This window comes from Clostridium sp. SM-530-WT-3G (assembly GCF_012843905.1).
Lineage (GTDB): Bacteria > Bacillota > Clostridia > Clostridiales > Clostridiaceae > Clostridium.
On record NZ_JABAGC010000009.1, the window covers coordinates 1 to 12,814 of the forward strand.

Annotated in this window: 13 protein-coding genes; 3 read left to right on the forward strand and 10 right to left on the reverse strand. The window is 25.8% G+C overall.

Annotated features, from left to right (window positions below; translation table 11 throughout):
- Positions 1-180: 180 nt before the first annotated feature.
- From HF850_RS05330 to HF850_RS05355, 6 genes are all read right to left on the reverse strand, one after another.
- Positions 181-642 (reverse strand): hypothetical protein, encoded by a 462-nt coding sequence (locus HF850_RS05330; protein ID WP_169104444.1) that lies wholly within the window; start codon positions 640-642, stop codon positions 181-183.
- Between the two features lie 33 nt (positions 643-675).
- Positions 676-1,524, reverse strand: coding sequence for a ubiquitin--protein ligase (locus HF850_RS05335; RefSeq protein WP_169104445.1), 849 nt, complete (start codon positions 1,522-1,524; stop codon positions 676-678).
- Positions 1,525-1,648: 124 nt separating this feature from the next.
- Complete coding sequence (locus HF850_RS15665; RefSeq protein WP_243159407.1) at positions 1,649-2,854, reverse strand: hypothetical protein; 1,206 nt, start codon at positions 2,852-2,854, stop codon at positions 1,649-1,651.
- 247 nt (positions 2,855-3,101) lie between these two features.
- Entirely contained in the window at positions 3,102-4,010 is a 909-nt protein-coding gene (locus HF850_RS05345) for a hypothetical protein (protein ID WP_169104446.1), read from the reverse strand.
- Positions 4,011-4,087: 77 nt separating this feature from the next.
- On the reverse strand, positions 4,088-5,017 hold the full coding sequence (locus tag HF850_RS05350) for a DUF11 domain-containing protein (protein WP_169104447.1): 930 nt from the start codon (positions 5,015-5,017) through the stop codon (positions 4,088-4,090).
- Between the two features lie 126 nt (positions 5,018-5,143).
- A complete protein-coding gene (locus HF850_RS05355) occupies positions 5,144-6,058 on the reverse strand; it encodes a DUF11 domain-containing protein (RefSeq protein WP_169104448.1) in 915 nt (304 codons plus the stop codon).
- A gap of 228 nt (positions 6,059-6,286) precedes the next feature.
- Between HF850_RS05355 and HF850_RS05360 the strand changes: the two genes are divergently transcribed.
- The 3 genes from HF850_RS05360 to HF850_RS05370 all read left to right on the forward strand — a co-directional run bounded on the left by HF850_RS05360 (position 6,287) and on the right by HF850_RS05370 (position 10,480).
- Complete coding sequence (locus tag HF850_RS05360) at positions 6,287-7,777, forward strand: hypothetical protein (RefSeq protein WP_169104449.1); 1,491 nt, start codon at positions 6,287-6,289, stop codon at positions 7,775-7,777.
- Positions 7,778-7,983: 206 nt separating this feature from the next.
- Positions 7,984-9,000 (forward strand): hypothetical protein, encoded by a 1,017-nt coding sequence (locus HF850_RS05365; protein WP_169104450.1) that lies wholly within the window; start codon positions 7,984-7,986, stop codon positions 8,998-9,000.
- 76 nt (positions 9,001-9,076) lie between these two features.
- Entirely contained in the window at positions 9,077-10,480 is a 1,404-nt protein-coding gene (locus tag HF850_RS05370; RefSeq protein ID WP_169104451.1) for a hypothetical protein, read from the forward strand.
- Positions 10,481-10,636: 156 nt separating this feature from the next.
- Here HF850_RS05370 and HF850_RS16115 read toward each other — a convergent pair whose 3' ends face one another.
- The 4 genes from HF850_RS16115 to HF850_RS16010 form a co-directional block, all read right to left on the reverse strand.
- Positions 10,637-10,888, reverse strand: a complete 252-nt coding sequence (locus HF850_RS16115; protein ID WP_347564408.1) for a hypothetical protein — start codon at positions 10,886-10,888, stop codon at positions 10,637-10,639.
- 71 nt (positions 10,889-10,959) lie between these two features.
- Positions 10,960-11,706, reverse strand: coding sequence for a glycosyltransferase family 2 protein (locus HF850_RS05375; RefSeq protein ID WP_347564409.1), 747 nt, complete (start codon positions 11,704-11,706; stop codon positions 10,960-10,962).
- A 38-nt stretch (positions 11,707-11,744) separates the two neighbouring features.
- A complete protein-coding gene (locus HF850_RS15670; protein WP_347564410.1) occupies positions 11,745-12,206 on the reverse strand; it encodes an exosporium glycoprotein BclB-related protein in 462 nt (153 codons plus the stop codon).
- A 216-nt stretch (positions 12,207-12,422) separates the two neighbouring features.
- Entirely contained in the window at positions 12,423-12,629 is a 207-nt protein-coding gene (locus tag HF850_RS16010; protein WP_279285831.1) for a collagen-like protein, read from the reverse strand.
- Positions 12,630-12,814 lie beyond the last annotated feature (185 nt).

Here is a 12,814-nt window from a genome sequence, read left to right on the forward strand (position 1 = left end):
TTATTCAAAATTTTAATGGAAAAGTATCAATTAAAATCCAATGGTAAATTTTCTTAAATTAATGCACAAGTCAAGTAATATTATTAAAGTATCTGCCAATCAGATTTATAGATTAGCAGATACTTTTAATTATTTTTATCTTTATAAAACTCTTAAAATATTAAAATGAAAACATATAATTCACCTAATTTGCAATTCTGGACATAATAGATATACTACAGCTATATCTATACAATATTCATCATATCCCATCAAAACAACATCTTGAACTCCTATGAATATATTATCTATTGTATTTGTACACCTTGCATATGATATTGCATTTACATTGATTATGTCACAAAAATTATTTCTGCATTCTACCATATGAAGCGACTGTCTGCAAGTATCTGCCGTATAAATAATCTTAGTGTATATTTCAGCACTTACTATTATTTTAGGCCCCTTCATTGTTTTTATTATTTTATAGTCTGTAACAAATGCATCAACTATTATCCTATTTATAAATTCTATAGGTAGATTTTTTTGAAATATTTCAATTTTAAAACACTGCTTTCCTTCAGTACACATTCCCTTAATATTATACTTAGAATATTCATCAATATCTGTTATTCCACTTATACCTATATTATCTGATATCACTTTAAACCCTCCAGTTTCCTAAAATCATTAAATTCATACGATTACACTGCTTTCAGTAATACGAACTGTTTTAACAAAATATATATTTATATAAAATCTGCTACATTCTATATCATTAACAAATAAACTAAATTCATTTTTCATCATATTATTTATATTTTCAATAGTTTTAATAGCCATACATATTTTCACATATACTTTTTTAGCCCTTATTTCTTTCGAATTGTCAATGGAAATCTCTACAGTATCGTTCTCATAATTAAACTTATAATCTTTAATTTTATTTTCGCCAGCTGTCACAAAGCTTTCTTCTTGAATAAATTCCATATTACTACCAATAAAATTAACTATTTTAATATTGTATTCTTTTTCCGTATTCAATGAATTAAAGTATACTAACAATACTATTTTTTGATTTTTAATAGCAGGAATTATCATTTCATCATTTTCACTTTGTAAATCAATTTTTACACTTTCAAAATAAATATCTTCCAAATATAGTTTTGTAGTAAGATCTTCTACGTTCTCATATCCTAGTATCTTCATTACAAAATCATTAGATATTGAAAAATTATTATCTACTATAACAGATAAATCAATAATTTTAGAGCATATACAAAGTTCAACTTCGCAATCCTCATCTTCTGCAGGATTATCAAATTCTATCCTCAAATAATTTTCCTTATGATCATAAACATAATTTCCAACTATAAGCTCTCCATTAGAAATTATGTACGTATTCTTTAAATCGAATGCTAAAGCCTTATTCAAAATTCCTTCTAACACAAATCCCTTATATATTGATTTATTGTTATCAGCTATAAACTTAATATTAAACTTTATTTCTTTATTATAATAGGCTATATTATTTTCCTTTTCCATAAAACTTTCCTTTTATTAAAATACTCCAAGATAAGTAATCTTGGAGTATCTAATTGAAATTTCAAAAATTATTAATAAAATTTCACCTTTTACAACATTACTATAATCGCAATGATTCACCTTTTTATTCTTCACAAGAAGGTGATGGACAAGGTCTAGAATTGTTGCACTGTGTCATTGTTGGACAAGTAGGTGCTGTAGCATTTCCGTCACCGCATACTACTTGAGCTCCTAAATTAGTCATTACTGCTAATTTCTCAGTTACTGTAGCATATACATTTTGGTTTATTACCAATGATAAATCTCCACTTGCAACAAAGCTTGAATAATTGCCTGGGAATTTATCTTCTGTCTTACAGTAATTTGAATTTATTGGTCTTATACAATCTACGATTAAACAGTTATCAAAGTCTTCAGTAATATTTAGCTTAGTGTTTGTTGGCAAACAAAATCTTCCAGCAAAGTTTATATGCTTTGGAAAGCCTATTTCTTCAAGAGCTAATCCATTAGGTAAGAAATCAACTTTATCTGATCCACTATTTGCTTTTTCTGTTCCTATTAAGCTAGCTGTAAATGGAGTTCCTCCTATTGTCCCTGAAATAGAAATTTTTAAATTACAAGCATAAAAAGGAACTTTTTTTTCAACTAATTTTGTTAAAGAATAAGCTTGTTCTACTTGGTTACAGCAACATGCTGAAGTCTTAATGCTTCCACTAAATTGATTACAAATATTAGTTACAGTAGTCTTTGTTAACATACCCTCTTTAGATATATCTTTACAAGAACATGATATTGAAGTTCCTGATAAATTTGTACATTTACTATTAACATATGCACTTATTATTGGAGTAGCTGGAACTGGGTCATTATCATCTTTACACCAATTTGGTATAAATGGATATTTCTCTAAATTCTGAGCCTGTTCTACTTCTTGAATTTGTTCAAACTCTTCATTACCATCTATTTTTTTTACTTGAGTACTATTTTTCATATAGCCTGGCTTACAACATGAAGCAGTAGAACCAACTCCTATACAATCATAACTATAAGTTATTCCACTTATACAAATTGGTCCTTCAGGTGTGCAATCTTTTGGTAAGTTAGTTTGAAATACTAAATTGTTAGGATATGCAGTTTCATATTTATTTATATTCATGCAATTTTGAATAACATCTGCAAGTACAGGTACTAAAACTTGTGTTGATATATCTCCTTTATCAATTATAACTGGTGCATCACATGGTGTGCATCCACAATTAATGTGAGAAACAACCTTAGTATCACTTTGATAACAGCTAGTAGGTTTTGTTGTTTCGTTACAATTTGCCATTATAAAATAACCTCCTTATAAGAAAAAGTCGTCTTCTTAAATTATTTTTCACCTATACTGTATATTATGATAATCCGAACACTTTGTTCCAAAATTAGGAATACTATTTACAGCTTTATCTCCACAACTATTAGTTATGTAATATATGAAAATTAAAAGTTAAGGAATTAAGGCATACTACTTAAATTCCTCAACATTCATTTACTTCTAATTTTATTAATATAACACTTTTTTTCTATTAACTATTTTAATTATAATCAAAATCATTTATTGACTTATCATAACATCGACCACTATATATAGAGTAGTTATCTTCTAAAACAGATAACAAAGTCAATGTTGATTTATAAATTCCATAAACAGAAGCACTAAAGCTTCCACTTCCATTATATAATTCATTAGGCTGCACACAAGTCACATCAAATTCATTATTAAATATAGCAATTATTTTGGATGATTTACATGCATTTGATAAGCATAAAGTACCATAATAATCATTTAAATTATACCCATTAAATCCTCCTGATGATCTTATAATAGTTTGAACATTTTCAGACACATCAATTACAATATTATTTTCTAATAATTGAGCACTATTTATTGCAATATATGAACATCTATCACTATTTAAGTAACCATCATAAAATGATTTAGCCTCAAAATGATTGCATCCAAGTGTACCACTTACTTTTATACATCCATTATCCATATAAGCTTCAACCCCACTTATGCTTAAAACTTTTTCACTCCACTGTTCATCATCACAATAGCTATTAGAATAATATCTGTTTTTTCCTTCAAAATAATTATATAAATTATTAAAGTTATTCTTTCCAATAAGAGATATACAATCTCCATTAATATTTGCCTTAATACTTGAATCAGGAATACCAATATTATCATAGTATGTTCCAATACTATCTATACATATATTGCAATTAACCGAATCTAAACTATATGGAAAATCACATGATAAATCAAAATTTATATTTCCTAAAAACTTCTTTTGTTCATCTACAATATTTATACAATCTACAATTTTTTTTACTCGTAATGGTAAAAGACTTGCATTATCTGCCTGCATTTCTGGTTCTGTACATGAACTATCGTAATCATGGTTCCAATTAGGTGGCTTATTATCACTACGAAATATCATCTATCAAATTTCATCCCCTTTTATATATAATTTATAATATTGCCAGAGTAAATACATATTATTGAATTATTCTTAACCTATCTTATACCCCTTACCAATCCAGTTATATCAACAGTAATAACTTGGTTGCCTCCAATTTCTAATGGCTTATCATTAGTTCCACCTATAGTTATCTCATCACAAGATATTGTCAATTTATAATCTATATTTTCTGAAAGAATTTTACTATTTCTCATTACGACTATTCCCTTATCTGCAATTTTAAAATTATTCGGTAGCATGTCAACAATTGATAATCCACTTTCCGGCAAATCACCACTATTTTTCACTATGATTCTATAAGTAAATTCTTCGTTACAATTAACACTTTCCGGTCCACTCTTTGTAATACTTAAATCTGAAAAAGAATTTATCAGCATAACATCTTCTGATTCTTCAGGTTCATGATTAGGACTTTCTTTATAATATACTTCTGCATTATTTAATATAACTTCTCTTAAAGGTATAGTTCCATCACTTTGTACATTAAAAGTTATTACTACATCATCATTTGCTAATACTTCTGGAATTAATACTGCCATCTTATTATTCGAATCTAAAATATACCTATACTCTCCATTATTATATTCATTAAAGCTTCTAATTCTTTCTATACGAATAGCTTTTTCATTTTGCAATAAGACAACTGAATTCTGTATTAATCTAAGAGCCTTATCAATATTATCAACAATTTTTATTGCTCTAACATTTTTGCCACTTTCATCAGTAAATATGTTTTTGCCCGTTGCTGGAAAAGAACTATAATTAATAATCTGTATTTCAAATGTAATAATTTCATCCTTTTTAAATCTACTCACTGGCCTACTGTCGATTATGTCGAGATTATCTGTAACTGCTCTTTTATGAACAGAAAGTATATTGTAGTTTACTTGTGTAGTTATTGTACAAGTCTTTACCATTTTATTATTATAATAAATCCTTGCTCCATTTTCTAAAAATGTAGACATTTCATCCTCCAAATACACTTACTTATCATTAAAGTATATTTCATTTTTGATAATTTAAGTATATTAAATTATTTATGACTGTATTTTAATCATAAATACAGTCACTTTTTAATTAATAATCTATATTTAACACTCATAATCCACTTGTCCAGGTATTGTTACATTTAAAGTCTTGCCTCCAGGTATTTGTAAATCTTTAGAATTAGCTCCCCTAATAGTCAATAAATTATTTACTATTGAAACACTATAATCAGATCCTAAAATAAGAATACTTCCATCTAATATTACCTTTATCTTGCTGCAATCAATTCTAAACTGAGCTGGAAGTTGGTCTGTTATTACAACATTATTTGCAGTAAGATTTCCTATATTCATTATTGATATAGCATAACTAAATATTTCACCACATCTTACTGAAACAGGACCTTTCTTCTTTGCTACTAATTCAACAAATGAATATTTAACTTCAACTTCTTCTGATTTCACAGGACAATCATAAGGATTTTCTTTATAGTCTACTGTTGCATAATTTAATACACAATCACCTGGATTTAATGTTCCGTCATTCTCAACATTAAATACTATTGCTACATTTGAATTTCCTGGAATTTCAGGCATTAACACTGTTAGCTTATTTCCTACTATTATAAAACTATAATCCCCTTTATAATAACTATTTATATTATTTATCTGATTCAAAGTTATTGAAACTTCATTTATAAATAACCTTATAGACCCATTTACATATTTTAACCCTGCAGGTATATTATCTACTACCTCTATAGCAGTTACTTTTTGAGTTCCATCCATTTTTAAAACTTTTCCTGTAATACATTTATCTCCATAATTAATTAACTCAATTTGAAATGAAAATATTTCATCTCTTGCAAAAATATTAGTTCCATCTTGATCTATTCCAGAAGTAATAGCTCTCTTATGAATAGCTAGCATTTCACCCTCTATTAGTGTAGTAACTTTGCATGTTTCTATTGATTTATTATCATATCTAATTCTAGCTTTATTTTCTAATAAATTACGCATTTAGTATCACTCCACAATTATATAATCTTATATACTATTATATTAATTTTAGTATTTAAATGTTACATTACTACTTAATAGCTTCCTTCTCATCATTAACCGCTATTAATAAATCAATATCCATACGATTTTATTCATTATATATTATTTAATTTTCACATTTATATTACTTATTTAATATCATACCTTATAATCATTTTGAAACTTTAAGAAATAGAGGATAATGTAATGAAAATAAAAAAAGCCCGAAATACTCCTATCCTTACAAATTTATTATTCTATAGCAATAATATTTCAAACAATGTCACTGGAATAAAAAGAAACGCAATTATTAATATAGATTCTGATATATCATTATTTACTGACAAATCAAACATCAAGATTAACACAACAAGTATTTCTTACTCTGATTTAGGATTTTTATACTCACCTACAATGATCAAAACAGAAACGCATACTTTTATTAAAAGTAACAATTTAAATCAAAATACTTTAAAATTTTATTCTATTTTAGAACTAGAACCCAATCTTGAACATACCTATAACAAAATTAATGAAATTATATGTAAAAGTATAAACTCTAAAGATTTTGTCATAAAAGAAACATATGAAATTCTAGCAATACAGTTACTTTCAAATTTTTCAATAAAATTATCAGAAAACATATCTTTAATGGCTGAAAAGCTATTCTCAAAGGAATCTTTAATTGCTCATAATATAGTTTCTAATATTTGTATTAGTTTTAGTAAAATATCAAAATCATTAAAGTTATTAACTGCTTCAATAGGTAAAAATCATATCTCTTTAAATAATTCACACAAAATTTCACAAATATTATTATCAGTTGTAAATACAATGGATTCTATTATAAAAGAAACTATAATTAATAAATTTATTCAGGCAGATGAATTTATTGTTAACTCACTTTCTTTACAAGTATTTCATTGCAGAAAATTACTAACTTCAAAGAAAACAGAAATTTGTATATCTTATTTTATAAGCTCCATACAAGAATTATTAGATTTAGAAAATTTAATACTAAATACCCTTATTACTTATATTATACCAATGAGTAATATATCATTATCTGTTCTTATTAATTCACTAAAAAACAATATAAAGATATTAAAACTTAATACCGATTGTATTTCTCTTTCATATTCTAATCTATCTAAAAATTATAATTTAATTATAGATGACATAAAGCATGCTCTTATAAATTCAAAAAATATTCTGCTTATGGAAAATAAATATACATTATATCAAAACCTAAATTTTCATTTTACAAACTTAAATTCATATTCAAAATATTTAGATACAACTAATACAAAAAACTTTTCTAATCAAAATTCATATATAATAACTGAAAGCATTAAATTAAATCTATCTTTTTATATTCGTAATCTAATTATTAAAATAAATGGTACTATTGGCTCTAAAAATTTTACTGGACATATTCATTATCCGCATTTATATAATCTTACTTTTTTCCATATAGATAATTCTACTATAAACACTAAAGTTACAATTCCTAGTGAAATAAATGCTTTCGATTTTAAAATTGATGTCGATCCTACAATTGAGATTAAAGATATAATTATACGCAAATCTTATAGTTTAGAATTTCCTTATAGCTTTATTGCTGATATAAAATTCTCTTTTTCAGTTAATAGTAATCTTTATGCTATAGCTAAATCTCAATTAGTAATAAGAGAATAAATAAAGCATTAATTGAGTACTATGTATAAACTTATATTTAATTTAATATAAATAATTAAAAAATAGATTCTGTTGGGTTGTAATATAATAAATCTTCTCTTTCAAGTGAGATATTTATTTCTAAACGAAATTATTATATCCCCTGAAATTGAGAAGAACATTTCCTATATAACTTAACAGAATAAAAAAAGTTTAGGGGGATTTTCATGACTTTTCTAAGGCAGTTTTGCACACTTTTACAAAAATCAAATGGCAACATTTATAAAATAGAATCTAAAGACGGTATTATACTTAATAGTTTTAATAAAAACTTCGAATTAATAACTTCCAAAAAATTATTAGAAGGAAGCTTTTCTTTTTTAAGTTATTGGTTTGATATAGCTAAAGATGACAATATTTATGGTGTAATAAATGACAAAAATGGAACCATTATCAATTATAATGTAATAAATAACTACATTATAAAGAGTAATTTATTAAAATATGATATAGAAGAGATATTTATAAAATTCATATATATAAAGAATATAGATAACAAAACTCATATTTTTTACTATTCTCTGAACAAACAACATCCATGTAATGGTCATATTATTCATCATTACAAAAATAATGGAGTATGGAATACACAAATTGTTGATGAAATAACATATAATATTCTTACAAATTTTGTAGTAACATATACCTCTGAAAACTCCCCCGTAATATTTTATTATAATGTTATAAACGGTTTTGAAGAACTTTTTGCTTCCGTATTTGATGCTAATTCAAATTCATGGTGTAACCCAATTCAAATAACAAATTCAAGGAAAAATAAAATTTATTTATCAGTTATTATGAACTCATTAAATTGCTACCATATATTATTTTCTGAGAATAATAATAATAAATATTTCTGCACCTATATAAAAGGTTATATAAATAATAATAAATTTGATATTGCCTCTACGTCTAAATTAGTTAACACAGTAGCTTGTACATTCCCAAGCATTATAGAATCTAATGGTACTTTATACGCTAACTGGATAGAGTATCATAATTTATTTACAGTTTCCTCTAAAGATTTCGGAGTAACATGGAATGAAACATCTATATTTAATAATTCTTATAAAATACCTTTTGTATGTTGTAACTATCATTCAAATTATGATATCAATAAATCCTTTACTTATTTTACTTTATTTATCAAAGATAATTCCTTAGAGATTTTGGGTACAGATTAATTTATAATTTTTCATAACTAAGCTACTATAAATCATATTATATACTGTAATTTTTAATATTTAAGGAGATAGTGCATTGTCTAGTATAATAAAAATAAATTGTTCACGGGCATACTTTATTGATAAGTATAATCCATTAAATAATCCATACAAATTTAATACTTTAATTACAGGTTCTATAAATAACCACAATTCTGGTTTACACTTATTTAAATCTCAACTCTACTTTAACCATATACCAGAAATAAACAACAAAAAGATACTTACTGCCTATTTATTTATCTTTATTAATAAACTTCATCATAACAATATTAATCCTACAGATATTGGTATATGTTGCTGCTATAAGGATTTAGATTATGACCATCCAAAATGGGACATATATAAAAAAAATAATTATACTCCTGTATATCATCTTAATATTCCAAAAAATTCGCCTAATTCTTATATAAAAATTAATGTTACAGACATAATAAAAAACTATCCTAAAAACACTGATTTTATTAACTTTATATTATGTCCACTAGATACAACATCACAAACTTTAGTTACTTTTAATTCCTATAATTCAGATAATCCGCCTTACCTAAAAATTGAATATGAAAATACTCAATATACTTCTGACGATGAGAATATTAATTCTTCAGATAAAATTCATAAAATTTTACCATTAAAACATAATGATACTAATAACATAGTCAAAAACTGGCCGTTACTATCATATAATAATGAATTAAAAAAGCTTGTTGAGAATATATTGACAGATTTGAGCTCTCAATATGATATGATTTCATCATTTAATAAGAATTTAGAAGAAAGTTTATCTGTTCAAAATTCAAATATTAATTCATTATCTTCATCTAACTTAAATTACTATGAAAATATAATAAATTATCTTACTAACATAAATGATAATACAACTTCAAATTTATCGTATAATGATGAATTTAAAACAATTGCTAACAACATATTAACAAATCTAGATTCTCAATCAGACATAATCTCATCATTTAAAAATGATTTAGAAGAAAATATATCTATTCAGAATTCAAATATTGATTTATTATCTTCATCTAACTTAAGCAACTATGAAAGTTTACTGAATTCCATAAATATTATAAATAAAAAACTTGATTCTTTTACTGAATTAACAACAAATATATCTGCTTATTATAATAATGAAGGAACTGATTCAGAAAATTATCAAAACTTTTTAAAACATTTTGATACTCTAATTAATAAAATATCTGAACAACAGAAATCAATAGATGCTTTGAATATTAATGTTAAAAATATAAATGAAGAAATATCAAATATAAAAAGCTCTATGCAGAGTTTTTCCGATATTCATAAACTACCTTTAGAAAATTATTCTGAAATAGATATTGAACAAATAATCAATAAGCTTTCTAATTTGAATACATCTTTAAATAAAATTTCAAAATCTATTGAAAATATTACAATTGAGCCTTTAGATTGATAACAAATAATTATTTAGTAAAATTTAAAGAGCTATCACCATAATAGTTAAAAACTATTGGTGAAAAGCTCTATTTTTTCAAACAAATTTGTGCTTTTATAATAGCTCTATTAAATGTCTAAAAATACTACCAAATTTACTATATTTTATTAAAAATTAATCATTTTGTTCAAAATATCTTTTATTATATAAAAATGCTTCATCATAAGGTTTTATTATTCCTGCTTTTTCATTATACTCTATAGCTTTTTCTTTTTGATTAAGATGATCATAGCATACACATAGTTGTATATAAGGAATATATCCATAACAATCTAGTAATTTAAATCCTCCTGATTCAAGATTTACTTCTCTAGTCAATGCTAATTCATACCAAAAAATAGCTTTTTTATGTTCATTTTCATTCATAAAATATAATCCAATTTCACAACATATTTCTGCTCTAGGTTCATCAAATTCAAAACTCCTTAATAAAGCTATTAGTGCATCATTTTTTTATTCTGTATTAAATAACAGTGTGCTAATTCATCACAAGCACTAATTTTATTTTCAACCCACGCATCTGATGAGTTAATTACATTAATTAGTCTCTCTATAGCTTTATCTATCTTATTATTATAAAATAGTTCTTTTGCATAATAATATTCTTGTCGTGAATCTAATTCTTTTCCACTTGATATTATTTTTACATAGATTCTTAAATTTCTATCTAAAGTATTTGCTTTTATCTTTTTATGAGTGACAGCAATATCCTCATATATTATATTCCCATAAAGTTCTATAACTTCATGAATCTCTCCTGTCCACATATATTTCATATCTCTTTTTAAGATTCTTTCTCTATAATAAGAAAACGTTGGTCTTCCACCTTTGTCAAAAGCCACATTATATTTGAGCATTACTAAATCTACATCATCTTTTATATTATATTTTAATTTTTTTAATTTTATCCTATCATTTTCAAGTATAACATCATCAGCATCAAGCCAAAGTATATAATCTTTAGTTGCCTTAGAAAAAGAAAAATTTCTAGCTGCTGAAAAATCATCTATCCACTTAAAATCATATATTTTATCAGTATAACTTTTTGCTATATCTTTAGTCGCATCTACTGAGCCAGTATCAACTATAATTATCTCATCTACAATGCTTTTTACAGAATCAATACATCGCCCAAGTACATCTTCCTCATCTTTTACTATCATACATAAACTTAATGTTATCATTATCATTTCCCTTTAATAATTTAGATAAAAGATTACCATTAATTAAATGTTATTCCTGCACTTGCATATCCTAAAATTGTAGTTATTACACCTAGACCTGGTGTAGATACTGAAAATACAACTAAAATCCTATTTCCTTTTTTTACATTTATAGCCAAACCTTCAGCAATATTACTAACATTGGTACCAACGCTAATTACTCCAGTCAATCCTGGTAAAGATACACTTCCAACTTGATTAAAAATATTAGATGGAGGATCAGATAAATAAATATAAGCAGTAACAATAGCTGAAGATCCAAGTATAGTCACAGCAGTTGTAACTGAAAAATATGCAGCAATAGCAGTTATAGTACCAGCCCTAGGTGCAGAAAATGCGAAATTAGTCAATCCTGTGGCTGTAGTTAAATCAATAGTCGCTCCTAATGCAGTTAATCCTACTCCCGAATTTCCAAAACCAATTAAAGCAGGAGTTCCAGCCAAGCCTGATAGCAGTGTCACAAGAGTAACAGGATTTCCTGAAGCATATGGTATTATTGCACTACTGCCAGTTGGCCCAGTTGGTCCTGTTGCTCCGACTGGACCAGCTGATCCGGTTGCTCCATTTGCTCCCGTTGGTCCTGTTGGTCCTGTTGCTCCATCAGCTCCCGTTGGGCCTACAGCTCCTGTTGGCCCTGTCGCTCCTGTTGCTCCCCTTATTCCCTGTTGACCAGTTGCTCATATGGCCCCCGTTGGACCTATAGAGCCCGTTGCTCCTCTAGGCCCTGTTGCCCCGGTAGGTCCTGTTGGTCCTTGTACACATACATCAGATCTAGTCATATCAATAGAAGAATAAAATTCAATAAGTTTATTATGTGAATTATTATTTTCAAAATCCATATAATCTCTTCTTTCAATATATTTTTTATATAATAATATATTCAAAAAATATATTATTGTGATATATTTATCTGTAAACTTAACTGATATACTACTCTTATATAAAATATATATACTTAAATGATGATAGAAATTATACTATATCCAATTTATATAATTTAAATAGTTACAAAAAAACCTTCTGTAATATTTCACAGAAAGTTTTTTTACATTTAAACTATTTATTTAAT

Bases quoted from the DNA above. Each gene is read 5' to 3' on its own strand.
- HF850_RS16115 (WP_347564408.1), bottom strand. From the start codon at position 10,888: ATGAATGAAAATGAACATAAAAAAGCTATTTTTTGGTATGAATTAGCA.
- HF850_RS15665 (WP_243159407.1), bottom strand. From the start codon at position 2,854: ATGGCAAATTGTAACGAAACAACAAAACCTACTAGCTGTTATCAAAGT.
- HF850_RS05350 (WP_169104447.1), bottom strand. From the start codon at position 5,017: ATGTCTACATTTTTAGAAAATGGAGCAAGGATTTATTATAATAATAAA.
- HF850_RS05345 (WP_169104446.1), bottom strand. From the start codon at position 4,010: ATGATATTTCGTAGTGATAATAAGCCACCTAATTGGAACCATGATTAC.
- HF850_RS05335 (WP_169104445.1), bottom strand. From the start codon at position 1,524: ATGGAAAAGGAAAATAATATAGCCTATTATAATAAAGAAATAAAGTTT.
- HF850_RS05360 (WP_169104449.1), top strand. From the start codon at position 6,287: ATGAAAATAAAAAAAGCCCGAAATACTCCTATCCTTACAAATTTATTA.
- HF850_RS05365 (WP_169104450.1), top strand. From the start codon at position 7,984: ATGACTTTTCTAAGGCAGTTTTGCACACTTTTACAAAAATCAAATGGC.
- HF850_RS05355 (WP_169104448.1), bottom strand. From the start codon at position 6,058: ATGCGTAATTTATTAGAAAATAAAGCTAGAATTAGATATGATAATAAA.
- HF850_RS05375 (WP_347564409.1), bottom strand. From the start codon at position 11,706: ATGATAACATTAAGTTTATGTATGATAGTAAAAGATGAGGAAGATGTA.